Annotated in this window: 14 protein-coding genes; 7 read left to right on the top strand and 7 right to left on the bottom strand. The window is 62.0% G+C overall.

The annotated features are described in order from the left end of the window. Positions 1–132: 132 nt before the first annotated feature. Positions 133–1,917, top strand: coding sequence for an endolytic transglycosylase MltG (gene mltG, locus B5477_RS11500; protein ID WP_079699818.1), 1,785 nt, complete (start codon positions 133–135; stop codon positions 1,915–1,917). 44 nt (positions 1,918–1,961) lie between these two features. On the opposite strand, the gene B5477_RS11495 is transcribed toward mltG, so the two are convergent. Then, complete coding sequence (locus tag B5477_RS11495) at positions 1,962–4,370, bottom strand: Ig-like domain-containing protein (RefSeq protein ID WP_079699817.1); 2,409 nt, start codon at positions 4,368–4,370, stop codon at positions 1,962–1,964. Continuing rightward, positions 4,367–4,669: a hypothetical protein gene (locus B5477_RS11490; RefSeq protein ID WP_079697912.1), complete on the bottom strand. Its 303-nt coding sequence runs from the start codon at positions 4,667–4,669 to the stop codon at positions 4,367–4,369. The genes B5477_RS11495 and B5477_RS11490 overlap by 4 nt, the downstream gene beginning before the upstream one ends. Positions 4,670–4,956: 287 nt before the next feature. Between B5477_RS11490 and B5477_RS11485 the strand changes: the two genes are divergently transcribed. The 4 genes from B5477_RS11485 (at position 4,957) to B5477_RS11470 (ending at position 8,303) form a co-directional block, all read left to right on the top strand. Next, positions 4,957–6,195, top strand: coding sequence for a peptidase U32 family protein (locus B5477_RS11485; RefSeq protein WP_079699816.1), 1,239 nt, complete (start codon positions 4,957–4,959; stop codon positions 6,193–6,195). Beyond that, a complete protein-coding gene (locus tag B5477_RS11480; RefSeq protein WP_159449021.1) occupies positions 6,192–7,070 on the top strand; it encodes an RluA family pseudouridine synthase in 879 nt (292 codons plus the stop codon). Before B5477_RS11485 ends, B5477_RS11480 begins: the two co-directional genes overlap by 4 nt. A 73-nt stretch (positions 7,071–7,143) precedes the next feature. Continuing rightward, complete coding sequence (locus B5477_RS11475) at positions 7,144–7,908, top strand: TIGR00282 family metallophosphoesterase (protein WP_079699814.1); 765 nt, start codon at positions 7,144–7,146, stop codon at positions 7,906–7,908. Between the two features lie 134 nt (positions 7,909–8,042). Continuing rightward, complete coding sequence (locus B5477_RS11470) at positions 8,043–8,303, top strand: stage V sporulation protein S (RefSeq protein WP_079699813.1); 261 nt, start codon at positions 8,043–8,045, stop codon at positions 8,301–8,303. 84 nt (positions 8,304–8,387) lie between these two features. Here B5477_RS11470 and B5477_RS11465 read toward each other — a convergent pair whose 3' ends face one another. After that, positions 8,388–9,614: a hypothetical protein gene (locus B5477_RS11465; RefSeq protein ID WP_079699812.1), complete on the bottom strand. Its 1,227-nt coding sequence runs from the start codon at positions 9,612–9,614 to the stop codon at positions 8,388–8,390. Positions 9,615–9,943: 329 nt separating this feature from the next. On the opposite strand from B5477_RS11465, the gene B5477_RS11460 reads away from it, so the two are divergent. Next, positions 9,944–10,846 carry an Ig-like domain-containing protein gene (locus B5477_RS11460; protein ID WP_079699811.1) on the top strand — a complete coding sequence of 301 codons (903 nt, stop codon included), beginning with the start codon at positions 9,944–9,946 and terminating at the stop codon, positions 10,844–10,846. Between the two features lie 44 nt (positions 10,847–10,890). Here B5477_RS11460 and B5477_RS11455 read toward each other — a convergent pair whose 3' ends face one another. Beyond that, positions 10,891–11,697: a MerR family transcriptional regulator gene (locus B5477_RS11455; RefSeq protein ID WP_079699810.1), complete on the bottom strand. Its 807-nt coding sequence runs from the start codon at positions 11,695–11,697 to the stop codon at positions 10,891–10,893. A gap of 138 nt (positions 11,698–11,835) precedes the next feature. Between B5477_RS11455 and B5477_RS11450 the strand changes: the two genes are divergently transcribed. Continuing rightward, positions 11,836–12,354, top strand: a complete 519-nt coding sequence (locus tag B5477_RS11450; RefSeq protein WP_079699809.1) for a methyltransferase family protein — start codon at positions 11,836–11,838, stop codon at positions 12,352–12,354. 71 nt (positions 12,355–12,425) lie between these two features. Here the strand turns inward: B5477_RS11450 and mreB are convergent, their stop codons facing one another. The 3 genes from mreB to recD2 all read right to left on the bottom strand — a co-directional run bounded on the left by mreB (position 12,426) and on the right by recD2 (position 16,390). Further along, positions 12,426–13,442, bottom strand: a complete 1,017-nt coding sequence (mreB, locus tag B5477_RS11445) for a rod shape-determining protein (protein WP_079699808.1) — start codon at positions 13,440–13,442, stop codon at positions 12,426–12,428. A gap of 74 nt (positions 13,443–13,516) precedes the next feature. After that, the gene (locus B5477_RS11440) at positions 13,517–14,155 is read right to left on the bottom strand and encodes a ComF family protein (RefSeq protein ID WP_079699807.1); all 639 of its coding nucleotides are present in this window, start codon (positions 14,153–14,155) and stop codon (positions 13,517–13,519) included. A gap of 15 nt (positions 14,156–14,170) precedes the next feature. After that, positions 14,171–16,390, bottom strand: coding sequence for an SF1B family DNA helicase RecD2 (gene recD2 / locus B5477_RS11435; protein ID WP_079699806.1), 2,220 nt, complete (start codon positions 16,388–16,390; stop codon positions 14,171–14,173). Between the last annotated feature and the right edge of the window lie 64 nt (positions 16,391–16,454).

Raw genomic sequence — 16,454 nt, 5'->3', positions numbered from 1 at the left:
AGTTTTTTCACATACTTCGATTGATTCTTGACATATTTTGCGGTATGATAGAAACAATGGAAAATTGCGGCGTACTTTTTGGAATTACCGCCGTTTTTGCAAATACAACAGGACAGGAGGGACAGCCGGAGCATGAGTGAGCAGGATGAGTTTCAGGAATTGATTCGCAGCTTTAGTTTGGATAAGCAGCCCGACCAGGATACGCCCTCCGGCGAATACCAGCCGCTGCGCCGGCAGGCCCCGCCCGTGGGTGCGGCACAGCAGCCTCGGACCATGGAACCGGAGCGGGGGGTCTATCAGCCCTCCGCGCGGCCCGTGCCCTCGGGGCAGCCGGTGCGGGAATATGTCCCGCGGCCGCCCAGGGAGGAAGTTCCGGCGCCTGCGCCGGGGGATGTGCAGCCGCGCTTTGGCGAGCGCACGCCGAATCCGCGGGGGTTTAACCCGGACGGCTTTGATACCGGCGTAAAAACCGGCGGGAGCGCCGGCTTTAACCCCGCCGGGTTTGAAGAGGCCGTCAGCTCCGCGCAAAGCCCGGTGGCTACCGCCGCACCGCCCGCCGCTTCGGGGAATACCGGTGCGCGGGGACGGGGCTTTCAGCTCAATATCGACAGCGAGGAGTACGCGGGGATCCCTGATTCCGCACCGGCCCCCGTGCTTTCCCAGGGGGGCGCGCAGCCGCCCCGGCGCCAGATGGGAAGCGCCGGGGGAGGTTTTGGGGCCGTGCCCCCGCCGCCCGCGCGCGGCGGGAAGGGCGGCGGCAGAGGAAACGAGCCGCCGAAGCCCCCAAAAAAGCGCCGCCGGCGCGGAGGCGGGGTCTCCCGGTTTATGGAGGCACTGGTTCTGGTCGCCGGGGCGGTGGCCTGCGCCATCTTCCTGTCGATCTTCGCGCTGCAGAGCGCGAGCGACATGCTCGGGATCAACAAGCCCGATAAGAAGGTCGAATTCGTGGTGGCCGAAAACGCCACCGTCGGGGAGGTCGCCGAGCAGCTTAAGGAGGCCGGGATCATCACCCAGCCGCTGACCTTCAAGCTCTATGCCGGGCTTAAGGATAAAAAGGAATATGTGCCCGGCACCTACGAGCTCAACACCAAGATGGCCTACGACCAGATCATGACCATGATGACCAAGGGCAACACCGAAAAGGAGGTCGTCTGGGTCACCTTCCCCGAGGGGCAGACCCTCAACCAGGTGGCCACGAAGCTGGAAGAAAACAAGGTTTGCAGCGCCGAAGAGTTCATCAAGGTGACCGACACGGTCAGTTTCGGCAGCGACAGCCAGTACGGCTATGAATTCTATGATAAGATTCCGGACGACCCGCTGCGCTACCACAAGCTGGAGGGCTATGTCTTCCCGGATACCTACCAGTTCTACGTGGGTGAGAATGTCGAGTCGGTGGTCAACAAGTTTCTCAGCGTCTTCAACACCCGGGTGACCCAAGACCTTTACGACTTGATGAAGAAGCAGGGGATGACCCTCGATCAGACTTTGACCTTGGCCTCGATCATTCAGAAGGAGGCGGGCGACGTGCAGTATATGTACGACATTTCGTCGGTCTTCCACAACCGTCTGAGCAATTCTGCCCAGTACCCGCGCCTGGAATCGGACGCCACCTACCTCTACGTGCGCGATGAGATCGAGCCGAACCTATCATCCAAAAATGAAGAGATGGCCGCGGCCTATGACACCTATCAGTGCCAGGGGCTGCCCATCGGGCCGATCAACAATCCCGGGCTCGACGCCATTAAGGCGGCGCTCGCCCCGGCCGAAACGAACTACTTCTACTTCCTGAGCGATCAAAAGCACGAGTACCACTTCGCCACCACCTTGCAGGAGCACAACCTCAATCTGCAGAGCGCGGGGGAGGCCTACGGCACCACCATCGACCACAGCGACGACGGGTCGTCCTCGCAGCAATAAGGATAAAGGAAAGCCCCGGCTTTACAGCCGGGGCTTTTGTTTCGTCAGGGGTTGAGGATGACGCAGTAACGAACAGGACGAGAAGTATAGGTAAATCCATCATATAGACTACCGGTTTTATCTACTAGAGCATATTTTTGCGATGCAGTCTTTGTACGCAACCAATGGTAGTAGGAACTGCCATATATCGAGTTAACCAAACCGTAGTTGCTGACTGTTACCCCGTTATCCGCAAAATAGCTGAACTGCTTGGGGATGTCGTCATTACTGATTGCGGTATATTTGCCATTGCTGCCATAAATTTCTATTGCGCTCGGCGGCCATACAAATTTATTTGCGGTGATAGTATTATCTGCAGCCATTCCCTTGTGTTGCGATAATCTTGCCTTTTGTTCAGTGGTAAACTCGTTATAAAGGGTTTGACCCTGGCTTGTCCAACCGGCACTCTGGGCCGAGTCAAACTTTGCCAACAGCACGACCGAACCGGTGTCGCCTCCGAAGTCCTCGCCGTGGTCGTCGACCACCCACCAGCTCCTGCCGGCCCAGCTCACGGTCTTGCCCTCCTCCATCGGGGTGCCGCTGTCGTCCACTGGGGTGTTTGACTGCACCGTCACAGTCACGGTTTTGGAAAGCCCGGCGTTCCCGGCGGCGGTCGCCGTGATGGTGGCCGTCCCCGCCGCCACGCCGGTGATGGTGACGGCCGCCCCGCTGCCGCTGCTGCCGGGGCTTACCGTGGCTACCGCCGGATTGCTGCTCGTCCAGTTGATTGTCCGGTTGTCGGCGTTCGCGGGACTGGCCGCCGCGCTCACTGTGGTCGTTTCCCCGGCCTTGACGGTTGCCGTGGCGGCGCTGACCGTGATCCCCGTCACCGCCTGCCCGACGCTGATGTTCGCCGTCGCGCTCTGCCCGCCCCCGCTGGCCGTGACGGTGGCCGTCCCCTTACCTTGCGCCGCCGCAGTGGTGGAACCCCCCGCCGCGGGCGAGAGGGAGAGTACCCCGTTGTTGCTCGACTGCCAGCTCGTCAGCGGCCGCGCGCCGCTGGGCAGGCCGGAATAGACGGCGCTGAGCGCCGCGCTCGCCGGACTGCCGTCGTGAACGAGGTTCTTTGCCCCGGTAATACTCAGACTGCCGTTTGCGATGGTGTAGACCGTCACCGGGATGCTCCCCGTCTTCCCCGCCAGCGTGGCGGTGACGGTCGTTCCCCCCGCCGCCACCGCCCTGACGTTCCCATTTTGGTCCACCGCCGCAACGCCCGGATTCCCGCTTGCCCAGGCGGGCTGCGGGGGACTGGGCGGCGACGGGGTGACCGATATGCTCCCGCTCAGGTTGGCGCTATTCGGCGTGCCATTGGTATAGAGCACCAGCCTGCCGTTCACCACGTACTGGTAGCTCCCGTCGGCGGGGTTGTCCGGGGGCTTCACCGTGATGTCCTCCCCGCTCCCGCTGCCGTCCCCGATCTGGTAGACGGTAACAACGCAGCTGTCCGAGGGCAAGCCCCCCGCCGTGGCGGCGGTGATGGTCGCCCTGCCGGGGGCCTTGGCCACCACCCGTTTCTGATTCGGCTGGCCGGGGACCTCCTGCAATTCCACGATCCCGGTTTTATCCGTGCTCCAGCTCACCGGGGTGGCCTCGTCCCCGGGCGAGAAGAGGGCCGCCACGGTGAAGGCGGTCTCGTCCGCCGTCCCGGAGGTGAAGAGGGTGTAGCTCTCAGGGGTGACCCAGAAGGCCGACCCCTCGCTCCCCCCGCCCCCAGCGGGCACCACCGTCACGCTCATCGAGCCGGTGACCGTGTCGGCGCCCTCGTAAATGCTGGCGGTGACGGTCGCCGTCCCGCCCTTGAGGGCGCTGACGGTAACGCTGCGGTCATTCGCCCCGGGGGTGATGGACAATACCGCCTCGTTGCTGCTTGCCCAGCGCACCGGGGAAACATAGTCCTGGTGGGGAGAGAGCGCCGCGCCCACCGTGGCGCTCTCTCCCGCCCGCAGGGCCGCGGGGCCCGAGAGGGTGATCGACTTCACCGCCGGGTAGGTGTGGCGCACCGTTTTCGTCGCCGGGGCCCGCAGGCCGGGCTGGTCGGAAACCGAGGTCACGGTGATCTCGTAGTCGGTATCTCTCTGCGGCGGCGGAACGAGCGGGATTTCGGCCCGGCCCTTCGCGGGGTCGTAGCTGCCGGCGATGGGCGGCTCATCCCCGGTTTTGGCGGTCACCAGAAAACTTGCGATCTGCGAATCACCTGAAGAGAGCGGGATGAAGATCTTCTCCGGCCCGGCCGAGGCGGCCGCGCCGCGCGCAAGCGCGAGGGCCGCCGCCGGGGTGTTGCGCGGCGCGGCGCCCTGGGGCACCCGCTCCCCGCCGCTCTCGCCGAGGGTAGCTCCGGCGGGCAGGCAGAGCCCGAGGGTCAAAGACAGGGCCAGCGAGAGGCAAACCGCCCTGCGGGAAAACAGCTCCTTCACGGTACCACCACCCCGGTGCTGACCTCCCCGATCGAGAAGTCATCCAAAGGAATTTTTTCTTCGTCCGGAATGATCCAGTCCCATTTTTCAGCGAGGGCGTATTCCTCCTCGCTGAGCTCCCCGCGCTCAAACATCGCGGTGTAGATTCTCCCCAGGGCCTCGCGGTCCCCGGCGGCGATCAGGCCCGGAACATCCGGTTTCGGATGTTCCGGGCTGCCGCCGTTTCCCCCCGACGAAAATCCGCCCAGGACGCACAGCGTCAGCGCGGACAGGATGATGGCAAACAGTTTCGTTTTCATGAAAATCCCCCTTTTAAGAAAGACCGTTAGCAAGGCCTTCTTGGGGTCGTTTTCTTCGCGGGAACCCGCCGAAAACCGCCAAATTCCCTTGCATTTTTCGCCAGAACAGGATATACTTAGAAAGAACTGGAAGGGTCTGGGGGTTTTCCTCCGCCTTTATATGAGTTTACATCATAATATGACCGCAAGCAGGCCTTGCTTGCGGTCTTTTTCATGCCCGGCGCGCTTTCCATCCGCCGGGCGATCTGCTATAATAATGGGTATCAATCAAAACTTGGGAGGTCGCCATGCGGGAACGAACCCTTTCCCTTCCCGAGCTGCTTTCCCCGGCGGGGGACCGCGAGCGGCTCGAGGCGGCGGTGCGCTTCGGCGCGGACGCCGTCTATCTGGGGAGCAGCGAATATACCATGCGCTCGGCGCCAAAGAACTTCAGCCACACGCAGGTGGCCGAGGCGGTGGCGTATTGCCACCAGAACGGCGTGCAAGTCTACCTCACCTGCAACACCTTACCGCGTAATGATGAAGCGGACGGGATCGGGGACTACCTGCGCTTTGTGGGGGAGAGCGGGGCCGACGGGCTGATCGTCGCCGACATCGGGGTGATGATGGCGGCGCGCCGGCTGATTCCGCAGGTGGAGCTGCACATGTCCACCCAGACCGGGATCGTCAACTGGCGCGCGGCCTGCGAGCTGCATGCGCTGGGCGCCAAGCGGGTGGTCCTGGCCCGGGAGCTCTCGCTCGAGGAGATCCGGGTCATCCGGGAGAAGACTCCGCAAGAGCTCGAGCTCGAATGCTTCGTGCACGGGGCGATGTGCATGTCCTTTTCCGGGCGGTGCCTGCTCTCCAATTATATGACCGGGCGGGACGGCAACCGCGGCCAATGCGCGCAGCCCTGCCGCTGGAGCTACCGTCTGATGGAGGAGAAGCGGCCGGGGGAATATTTCCCCATCTTTGAGGACGAGAGCGGCAGCTACATCTTCAACGCCCGGGACCTGTGCATGATCGAGCATCTGGACAAGCTCGCGGCGGCGGGGGTGTCCTCCTTTAAGATCGAGGGGCGCAACAAGAGCGCCTACTATGTCGCGGTGATCACCGCCGCCTATCGCGCGGCGCTGGGGGAGCTGGGGAAGAACCCCGGGCACTACGAGCTGCCGCAGTGGATCGTGGAGGAGACGAGGCGGGTGCGGCACCGGGACTACTGCACCGGCTTTTATTTCGGCGTGCCGCAGCAGGGGCAGTATTATGAGTCAGGCGGCTATGTGAGCAGATGGGAGGTGGCCGCCGTCGTCACCGGCTGGCGGGACGGCTGGCTCTCGCTTTCCCAGCGCAACCGCTTCGCGGTGGGGGACGAGCTGGAGGTCCTCGAGCCCGGTCAGCGCCCGGTATCCCTGCGGGTGACGGCCATGCGCGACGGGGAGGGGAATGCAATCGAGGCCTGCCCCCACGCCACCATGGAGCTTAGCATCCCGAGCAAAAACGCCTTCCCGCCCGGCTCGCTGCTGCGCAAATGCAAGGAGAACGAATGAGGGAGCTGCACTTTACCATCGAGCCCGGGTACGACAGCACCCAGGTCAAGACCTATCTGCGGCGGCAGCTCGGCTTCTCCAACCGCACCGTCACGAAGCTCAAGCAGCATCCCCTGGGCCTGCGGCGAAACGGGGAGCATGTGCGCACCGTCGACCTGCTGCGCGCGGGGGACACCCTGAGCGTCGCCTTCTGCGAGGAGGAGCGCGCGGTGCTCTGCAGCAACCGCAGGGTGGAGATCCTTTACGAGGACGAGGATTTGATGGTTTATAACAAGCCCCCCGGCATGCCGGTGCACACCAGCTGCGGGCACGCAAGCGACACGCTGGAAAACGTCTATGCCGCCCACTGCCTTCGCGCGGGCGCGCCCGGGCGGCTGCGGGCTTTAAACCGCCTGGACCGGGATACCAGCGGCTGCGTTCTGGTGGCCAAGAACCAGTATGCCGCCTCCCGGCTCACCGGGAATTTCGAGAAGAGCTACCGCGCGCTGGTCTGCGGCGAGCTTCGCGGCGACGGGCGGGTCGAGGCGAAAATATACCGCCCCGACCCGGTGGACATCCGCCGGACGGTGGATGAGCGCGGGCAGGTTTCCATCACCGAATACGGCGTGCTCCAGACGGGGAACGGCTATAGCTTTTTGCAGTTTCGCCTGCTCACCGGGCGCACCCACCAGATCCGGGTGCATATGGCTTATATCGGCCACCCGGTGCTGGGAGACCCGATGTATGGCAGCGGGAGCGAACTGATCGGGCGGCAGGCGCTTCACTGCTGGCAGCTGCGCTTCACCCATCCGGTGAGCGGGGAGCGTCTCTGCGTCACCGCCCCGCTGCCGGAGGATATGCGGGAGGCGTATGCGCGCTCTGTCGGGGCAAAATAACGAAGGACAAAATCTGGCCGGCCGCTGGCCACAAGAGCGGCGACCGCGCCTTTGCGCGGCGGGGAGCGACAGAATGCGGGTAATGATGATCGGGGACGTGGTCGGGCGCGCTGGATGCGAGCGGGTGCGTCAGTACCTGCCCTCCTTTAAGCGCAAGGAGGGGATCGACTTTGTGATCGCCAACGGCGAAAACAGCGCCGAGGGCAACGGGATCCTGCCCCACTCGGCCAAGGAGCTGCTGGACAGCGGGTGCGACGTGCTGACCACCGGCAACCACGCCTTGCGCCGCCGGGAGATTTATGACTATCTCGAGAGCACCCCCTGCGTGATCCGGCCCTATAACTACGACAAGGGCGCGCCGGGGGGCGGCATGTATTTCATTGACCATCCCCCGTTTTCGGTCTGCGTGATCAACCTGCAGGGGACGGTCTACCTCGACGGCATCCGCAACCCCTTCGACGCGGTCGACGAGGCGCTCGAGGGAGTCCGCACCCCGCACATCATCCTGGACTTCCACGCCGAGGCCACCAGCGAAAAACTCTGCATGGGGCATTATCTCGACGGGCGGGTCTCGCTGGTCGCGGGCACCCATACCCATGTGCCCACCGCGGACGCGCGCATCCTGCCCGGCGGGACGGGGTACGTCACCGACCTCGGGATGTGCGGCGGGCGCAACTCGGTGCTCGGCGTCAAGAAGGAGCTGGCGCTGCACCGCATGCGCACCCATCTGCCCACCCGGTTCGAGAACGACCCGGAGGACGTCGTTATCAATGCGATCGTGGCTGAGATTGACAATAATTCCGGCAAAACAACTAAAATTTATCGTGTAGATATATAATTATTGTATTAAATTCCCTTAAACGCTTGAAAACCCCATGTATTTGTTATACAATATGATCATGAAATGCGGCAATCGTTTCAGAAAGAGCATGACAAAATACATGACAGTTGTTTTGTAGAGGAGCGTTTATTGTGGAGATTCTAAAGGTTTCAGCAAGATCGGTTCCGAATTCTGTCGCGGGCGCCATTGCCGGGGTCATCCGGGAAAAGGGCGCGGTCGAGGTGCAGGCGGTGGGCGCAGGCGCCTCCAACCAGGCGGTCAAGGCGGTGGCCATCGCGCGGGGATATCTCGCCCCGTCCGGGATCGACCTGATTTGCATCCCGGCCTTTGCCAACGTGGTGATCGACAACGAGGAGCGCACTGCCATCAAGCTGATCGTGGAGCCCCGATAACAGGTGGAGCAAAATAAAACCCGGCGCCGGATTGTTTGACGGCGCCGGTTTTTTGTCGTTTGGGGCCGGCCGGGGCCCTGGTTTTTAAGAAAGGGGCTGCTCCACTTGCAGGCGGGGCAGGCCGTCTTTCATTTCCCAAACGCCCGTGAAGTCGAAGCCGGAAAGATACGAGGGCGTCAGGGCGGGGACCTTGGTGCCCGTCACCCCGCTGGTTTGATTGTTGCGCCCATAGAGAGGGTAGGAGACGCTGTCCAGGCAGTAGAGCGTGGGGTAGCTGCCGCTGGGCGCGAACCAGCAGCCGATGGTCGCGCCGCAGCTCATACCGCTGAGCGTCATCCCGTCCACATAGCAGTTGGAGGCCGAGACAGCCGCGCCGACCTCCCCGGTCATGCCCAGCAGCCCAGCCGCATCGGTGTCGGCCGTGGCCGTGATGTTTTGCACATAGCAGTCCTGCACCACGCTCGAAGAGTAGAGCAGACCGACGAGTCCCCCGGCGTGCCCGCCGAAGGTGGTTTGGGAGACGGTGCAGCCCTTGGTCCAGCAGCGGCGGATCGTCGAGTTTTCCGCTACTCCGGCGATGGGCCCGCCGGCCCCGCCGCTGGGAACCGTCGCCCCAACCACGCCCAGGTTTTCGATCGTGGCCTCCTGCAGGTAGCCGAACAGGCCGTTGGCATCAGCGTTTTGAAGGTTCAGGTTGGAAACCGTGTATCCGTTTCCGTTGTAATGACCCAGGAAATGAGAATAAAGCGAACCGATCGATTCGACGGTTTGCCCCTCAAAGTCAAGGTGCCCGGTTTGCAAAAAGCTGCTTTTCTTTTGCAGGTGGGCGGTGCTGCCGATGTGTTGGAGCTGATCGGTCGAGGCGACCAGGAAGGGTGCCCCTTCGCTCCCGTGCCCCACGTAGAAGGCGCCCGCCGTCCCAGCGGGACAACCGCAGGTGGGCGCGGTGGTGAAGGTTCTGCTGAGCGCCGCTTCCCGGTCAAGCCCCTGACGCCCGGCGGCGACATGGGCGGTCACCTGCAGCGTGTGGGTGCTGGGTCCGGCGGGGTCGTAGCGCAGCGGCAGGTGGACCACGACCGGGGAATCGGTGGTCACCGTGACGTTTGCCTGCACCTCGGGCGTATCCCCGGCGTAGATGGCGAAGGTGTAGTCGCTGGTGCGCGCCGAGCGGGTGAAGGGGATATCCACCCCGTATTCGCATTGGTAGCCGCCCTGCACCGCCACCGTCACCCCGTCCCTGGCCGCCGCGCACGGGAGCGCCAAAAACAGGGACGCGAGCAACAGGCAGCAGGAAAAGGCATATCTTTTCATGGAAAACCCTCCTTATACAATAAGACCTATAGCAACGATTTCTGTTGGTCGCGGCCGGTGGGGAAGAGGGTGAAAAAGAGAAGTTTCCCTTGAAAATAGCGGAAGGACAGGATATAATTGGAATAAAGAGGGGGCAATCGAACGGGTTTGGCCCTTTCAAAAGATCAATAAAAGAAAATTATGACCGCAAGAAATCGTTTCTTGCGGTCGTTTTCATTTGCAAAGCCGCACAGCTTTTGGAAAGAAGTTATCCAAAAATCCTTACTTATGAACCGGCGCTGCGGGAATAAACTAATACCGATTCTTTTTGTAATAGGAGAAACGGCGAAATGAAAAAAATTTGGTCCTTACTGTGCGCCCTGGGCCTCTGCCTCATGACCGGGCAGCCGGCCGCAAGCGTTTATAACGGGGCCCCGCGGCTGCAGGGGGCGCTCTATGAAACAATTGAAAACGTACCGGTTTACGGCAACCTGTCGGCCTTCGACCCCGAGGGGGACGAGGTCGAGATATTAATCTGCCAGCCGCCGAAAAAGGGCTCGGTTGCCTTTGACGGGACCAGCTTCGTCTATACCCCCTATCCCGGGCAGCGGGGCGAGGACAGCTTCAGCGCGCAGGCGATGGACCGGTACGGAAACCGCTCGAACGAGGCGGTCGCGGCAATTTCCATCCGGCGCGGGAGCGGCGCGCCCTACTTTGCCGACATGGACCGCCACCCCTATGAGTACAGCGCCATCAAGCTCGCCCAGGCCGGGGTGCTCGGCGGCGAGCAGGTGGGGGAGCACCTGCTCTTTTATCCGCAGCGCCAGGTCAGCCGCGGGGAGTATGTCGTCATGCTCCTGGCGGCGCTCGGCAAGGACCAGGGCTTCACCCCCTGCGTCAACACCGGGCTGCAGAATGACGGCGCCATCCCGCTCTGGCTCAAGCCCTATCTCAGCCGCGCGATCGAGTGCGGGATCGTGACCGAGGAGGCCTTCGACACCGAGACGGTGCCCACCAGGGCCGAGGCGGTGGTGCTGTGCGAGCGCGCGGCGCAGATCGGGGACATCCTCAAATACAACCTGCAGATCGGGGACCGGGACACCATCCCGAGCTGGGCGCTGGAGAGCTATGTGAATCTTTCGGCTTACGGAATCCTCGACCTCTACGACGGGAACGCCTATCCCACGCAGGCGCTCGACCGCGGATATGCCTGCAGCCTGCTCTGGCAGCTCTACAAATATGTGAACAAATAAAACGTGCGGGCTGTAGATTTTCTCTACAGCCCGCTTGCTTTCGGTTATTTCTTCTGGATGGGGAACTGCAGCTCGGTGAGCCAGTCGGCCTCCTGCTCCTTGTTCCAGATCCCGTCGATGTAGCTCTCCCGCGGGTTCTCGGTTGGGGTGTAGCCGTTCTCCTCCATCCAGCGCATGGCGAAGGCATAGGCCTGCGAGAGCCCGGCATAGGGGCCCTTGTGCATCACCGAGACGGCGGTGACCGGCGCGATCTTCTTAAAGTGGATGTCCTCGAAATCCTCCTTCAGCTGATCGACCGCCTCACAGAATTCGAGGTTGATGTCCCGCTCGCGGTACTCGCCGTCGAGGTAGACGACGTAGCAATATTCCGGCGTGGTGCAGCGCAGGTCGGGATACTTCGCGGAAACCTGTTCGCCGATGGCGGGGATGACCGAAAAGTAGGAGTCGTAGCTGGGGATGGTCATGCGCTTGGAGTAGACGATACATTCGGGCAATTCCTTGATGATGGCTTGATAGTTCATGAAAAAATCCTCCTCGTTGGTTAGCATGAATTCAACTCGGGAGAGCATGTCCTCGTCGGCCGAAAGTTCCCGCGTGAGCTGGGCACGCCGCCGTTGCAGGAAGGGCTCCTGCGAGGACCCCTGCAAAATCAGGCGCACTTCGTCAATGGACAGCCCGACTTGGCGCAGCGCCTGGATGCGGTGCAGCCTCACCAGCTGATCGGTGGTGTAGAGCCGGTAACCCGTCGCCGGGTCGGTGCATGCGGGCCGCAGCAGCCCCGCCTCGTCGTAATAGCGCAGGGTCTTGATGGTGGTCTTGCTCATTTTGGAAAATTCTCCGATCCGGTACATTCTGCTCCCTCCTTGTGAAACCATCCTACAGCCTCCCCTAAGGGGAGAGTCAAGAGGAAATTTAAAAAATTTATCGCGGTCGGCTTGACAGGCCGCCCGTGTGAATTTAGAGTATAGAGAAGAAGGGAGGCGGCCTGCGTGAATGCGTTTTTGCTGATCGTCCCGCTTTTTCTCATCAGGTTCGGTTTGCTCGGGATAATGAATCAGGAGGCACTGCGCAGCGCCGCTCATTTTGCCCCGCTGGAAGGCGGGGAGAAGACCGCCTTCTGGTTTTATGAAATCTCAAACGCCGTTTTAATCCTCTATCCGCTGACTTTGAAGGTGCAAGCCGGGAAGCCGGGATTTTTTACCGGCCTTGCCGTCTATCTTCTGGGCGTTGCCGTTTTGGCCGTATCCACCGTCCAGTTTGCCCGGCCTGGCCAAGATGGACTAAACACGGGCGGCATTTACCGGGTATCCCGCAATCCGATGTATGTCGGGTATTTCATTTATTTTCTGGGCTGCGTCATTTTGACGCGCTCCCTGCCGCTGCTTCTGTCCCTGCTCGTTTTCCAGATTTCGGCGCACTGGATCATCCGCTCGGAGGAGAGATGGTGCAAGGAAAAGTTCGGGGATGCCTATCTGAACTATATGAAGCGGGTGAGGCGGTACCTTTAAAAAAGATTTGCAGGCCGTTGAGAAAGCCAACGGCCTGCAAATTTGATTTTTAGAAAGTATGTGCCCCGTATTCAGTGCTTGTGGGTCGGCGCACCGACAAAGCCGTCCTGCAGCTCGCCGAGGAAGGCGAAGCTCTTGCCGGTGCCGATGGCCACGCACTCGACCGGGTTTTCGGCGATCCGCGCCTTGATGTGCAAAGTGTCCTCGATCAGCTCGTCGAGCCCCTGGATGAGCGAGCCGCCTCCGGTCATCAGCACGCCGTTGACGTGCACGTCGCCCACCAGCTCGGGCGGGGTGTGCTCGAGAACCTGCTGGATCGAGCGCACGATCTGCATGGCCAGCTCGTGGAGCGGCGCGTACAGGTCGGCCTGGGAAATCTCCAGCTTCTGCGGCAGGCCGTTGACCAGGTTGCGCCCCTTGATGGTGGCGGTCACGTTGGGGTCGGCCACGAAGACATTGGCGATCTCCTGCTTGATCATCTCGGCGGTGCGCTCGCCGATGAGGATGTTGTAGCTGTTGCGGATGTGCCGGATGATCGCCTCGTCGAACTTGTTGCCGGCGATCTTGATCGAGGTCTTGGACACGATCCCGGACAGGGAGAGCATGGCGATGTCGCAGGTCCCCCCGCCCACGTCCACGATCAGGATGCCGTTGGGCTTGGTGATGTCGATCCCCGCGCCGATGGCCGCGGCGACCGGCTCCTCGATGAGATAGACCTTGCGCGCGCCGGCCGACACGGCCGCGTCCACCACCGCGTTGGACTCGACCTCGGTGATCCCCGAGGGGACGCAGATCGAAACGCGCGGGCGCAGCATGGCGCCGCTGCTGACCTTTTTGAGGAAGTATTTGATCATCTGCTCGGTGGTGTCGTAATCCGAGATCACCCCGTCCTCGAGCGGTCGGATGGCCCGGATGTTGTTGGGCGTGCGCCCAATCATCTGGTAGGCCTCCTCGCCCACCGAGAGGATTTCACCGGTGTTCACGTTGACCGCGACCACGCTTGGCTCCTTGAGCACGATTCCCTTATTTCCCACATAAACCAGCACCGTTGCGGTGCCGAGGTCGATTCCAATGTCGATCGAAGCCATAATTACCTCCAGAGAAAAATGAACGGGCCGTTCCCGTCCCAATATGAACAGTATACACCATATTGTGCCAATGTTCAACCGGATTTCTCACCGCCGCGCAAATTGGCACTCTGCTCGGAGCGCGCGCATCCGGCGCCGAAAACCTGGCGTGCGCCCGCTTCCAGGAGCGCCTTCGCGCAGGCATTTAGGGTCGCGCCGGTGGTGATGATGTCGTCGCAAAGCAGGATGTCCCGCCCCTCGCTAAGCTCGGGCAGCGCGACGGCGAAAAGGTCTTCGACGTTATGCAGCCGCTCCCGGGCGGAGAGCATATGCTGTGCTTGCTTTTTGCGGGTCTGGATCAGCAGCGCCCCCTCGAAGGGGAGCCCGAGTTCCTTTGCCAGTGCCCGGCCAAAGACCCGGGCGGGGTTGTAGACGCGCCGCTGCTCCGGCTCAAAATTCGGCACGCAGCAGACCAGCGGGCGCGTTTCCCCGAGCGCCGCCTTGACTCCCGGGGCGGCCAGCAGGGCGAAGGCGTGGCCGAGCTCGCGGTGGCGCACCGACTTGAAGGAAATCAGCCGCTCGCGCACCACCCCTTTGTAGAAAAAGGGCTCGCTGCCTTGTGGCAGCCGGGCCCTGCAATCCGGGCAACAGGTTTCGTTATAGTGTACCACCCGGGAGCAGAAGATACACCTTGGCGGGTAAAATATCGCGCCGATCCGTTTTAAAATATCCATGCGGACCTCCCATCATCAAAGGCCGATACCGGCGGGGCTCCCGTCGCGCAGGAAGTCGCAAAGCCCGGTGTAGCGCACGGTGCGCAGGTTATTTTCCACCATATACCCCACCGCCGAGGCGCTCCCGACCAGGACCAGCAGGCGCTTGGCCCGGGTGACCGCGGTATAGAGCAGGTTGCGGTAATACATCTTGGAGCGGTAGTTCATCAGCGGCAGGATGACCGCCTCGAATTCGCTGCCCTGGCTTTTGTGCACCGTGATGGCATAGGCCAGCTCGAGCTGTTCGAGCAGCTCGAAGCTGTACTCGGCCAGGCGGTCCTCATAGCGGATGAAGAGGGTGAGGCTGGCCCGATCGATGGTTTCGATCACGCCGATATCGCCGTTGAAGACGCCGGTGTTCTTGCTTTCGTCGTCCCGGGTGTAGGGGATGTCGTAGTTGTTGCGTATCTGCATCACCTTGTCCCCCTCCCGGAAGACGGTCCCCATGAAGGTGGCTTCCCGCTTATCGGGTGAGGCGGGGTTGAGCAGCGTCTGCAAATGCGCATTGAGCGCGGCGGTGCCGAGCGCCCCCACCCGGGTCGGGGCGATGACCTGGATGTCCCACAGCGGGGAATAGCCGTAGGCCTTGGGGAGCCGGGTGTGCATGAGCTCCCCCACCGTCTGGAGCGACAGGGCGTCGGACTGGCGGGGGAGGAAGAAGAAGTCGTTGTCCTTTTTGGAGAGGTCCGGTGCCTCGCCGAGCACGATCTTGTGGGCATTGACCACGATCAGGCTGCTGCGCGCCTGGCGGAAGATTTCAGTCAGCTTGACCACCGGGACCTGCCCGCTGGCGATCAGGTCGTAGAGGATGTTCCCGGCGCTCACGCTGGGCAGCTGGTCGGCATCCCCGACCAGCACCAGGCGGCAGGAGAGCTTCATCGCCCGCAGGAGCGAGTCGAAAAGCAGTGTGTCCACCATCGACACCTCGTCGAGGATGATCACGTCGTACCCGAGGGTGTTGCGCTCATTGTGGCGGAACTTGCTCCGCTGCATGTCCTGGGGGTCCACCTCCAGCAGCCGGTGGATGGTCTTGGCCTCCCGCCCGGTCATGTCGCTCATGCGCTTGGCGGCCCGGCCGGTGGGGGCCGCGAGGGCCACCTTCTGGCGCTGCCCCTCGAAGAGGGTGATGATGGCGTTTAAGGTGGTGGTTTTTCCGGTGCCGGGGCCGCCGGTCAGGATCGAGATGCTGTGACAGAGTGCCGAACGGATCGCCTCGCGCTGGAGCGCGGCGAAGGTGAGCCCCTGCTCGCGTTCGAGCTGGTCGATCTCGGCGTCAAAGTCGATATCCGGGGCGTATTCGCTGAGCTTCATGAGGGAGAGGCGGGAGGCGATGTTGCGCTCGGCCAGGAAGAAGGGCGGCTGGTAGACGTATTCCCGCCCGTTTAAGGGGCAGGAAATCAGGCGCTCCTCCTCGATCGAGCGGCTGATCGCCCACTCGCAGAGCGACACGTCGCAGTCAAGTACCTGGCAGGCGACGCTGGCCAGCTTGTCCCGCGGCAGGCAGGTGTGCCCCGAAAGCAGATTCTCCCGCAGCACATATTCGATCCCGGCGAGCAGCCGCTCGGGGCTCTCGGCGTCGAACTCCAGCTCTCCGGCGATCTCGTCGGCCTTTTGGAAGGGCAGCCCGATCTCCTCGCAGCACAGCTCGTAGGGGTTCTTGCCGATGGTCTCCTGGGTCGAAAGGCCCCAGCGCTTCCAGATCTTGACCGCGTCCGAGGGGGAGATCCCGAACCTTGAAAGGTAGAGCATCACCGCGCGCAGTCCGTGGATGTGCTGGAATTCCTCGTAAATCTTGTCGGCCTTCTGCGGGGAAATCCCCTTGACCTGCCGAAGAAGCTCCGGCTGCTGCTCGATGACGGCGAGGGTGCGCTCGCCGAACGCCTCGACCAGGCGCTTGGCCAACACCGGGCCCACTCCGCGGATGGCCCCGGAGGAAAGATATTTTAAAATCGCATTGGCGGAGGAGGGCATCTGATGCTCGCAGGCGACGGCCTTGAACTGCAGCCCGTAGGTGGGGTGATGCACAAAGGAGCCGTGCAGCACCAGCCCTTCGCCCTCGTTGATGTCGGCAAACTCGCCGACCACGCAGACGAGCTCGCCGCCGACGTCGAAATCCAGGACGGAGAAGCCGGTGTCCTCGTTATAATAGACGATTCCTTCGACCTCGCCCTTGAGCTGCTCCAATTCCTGCTGCATACCGAATCCCTTTCCGCACAAAGTTGTATAAAGAACAATAGTTTGACAAAACTAGTATATACCA

This window comes from Provencibacterium massiliense (assembly GCF_900169495.1).
Classification (GTDB): Bacteria; Bacillota; Clostridia; order Oscillospirales; family Ruminococcaceae; genus Harryflintia; species Harryflintia acetispora.
The sequence above is the reverse complement of the archived record's forward strand: the minus strand, read 5'-3'. Positions and strand labels throughout refer to the sequence as shown.

Bases quoted from the DNA above. Each gene is read 5' to 3' on its own strand.
- B5477_RS11475 (WP_079699814.1), top strand. From the start codon at position 7,144: ATGCGGGTAATGATGATCGGGGACGTGGTCGGGCGCGCTGGATGCGAG.
- B5477_RS11440 (WP_079699807.1), bottom strand. From the start codon at position 14,155: ATGGATATTTTAAAACGGATCGGCGCGATATTTTACCCGCCAAGGTGT.
- B5477_RS11480 (WP_159449021.1), top strand. From the start codon at position 6,192: ATGAGGGAGCTGCACTTTACCATCGAGCCCGGGTACGACAGCACCCAG.
- B5477_RS11455 (WP_079699810.1), bottom strand. From the start codon at position 11,697: ATGTACCGGATCGGAGAATTTTCCAAAATGAGCAAGACCACCATCAAG.
- B5477_RS11465 (WP_079699812.1), bottom strand. From the start codon at position 9,614: ATGAAAAGATATGCCTTTTCCTGCTGCCTGTTGCTCGCGTCCCTGTTT.
- B5477_RS11460 (WP_079699811.1), top strand. From the start codon at position 9,944: ATGAAAAAAATTTGGTCCTTACTGTGCGCCCTGGGCCTCTGCCTCATG.
- mltG (WP_079699818.1), top strand. From the start codon at position 133: ATGAGTGAGCAGGATGAGTTTCAGGAATTGATTCGCAGCTTTAGTTTG.
- mreB (WP_079699808.1), bottom strand. From the start codon at position 13,442: ATGGCTTCGATCGACATTGGAATCGACCTCGGCACCGCAACGGTGCTG.
- B5477_RS11490 (WP_079697912.1), bottom strand. From the start codon at position 4,669: ATGAAAACGAAACTGTTTGCCATCATCCTGTCCGCGCTGACGCTGTGC.
- B5477_RS11485 (WP_079699816.1), top strand. From the start codon at position 4,957: ATGCGGGAACGAACCCTTTCCCTTCCCGAGCTGCTTTCCCCGGCGGGG.
- recD2 (WP_079699806.1), bottom strand. From the start codon at position 16,390: ATGCAGCAGGAATTGGAGCAGCTCAAGGGCGAGGTCGAAGGAATCGTC.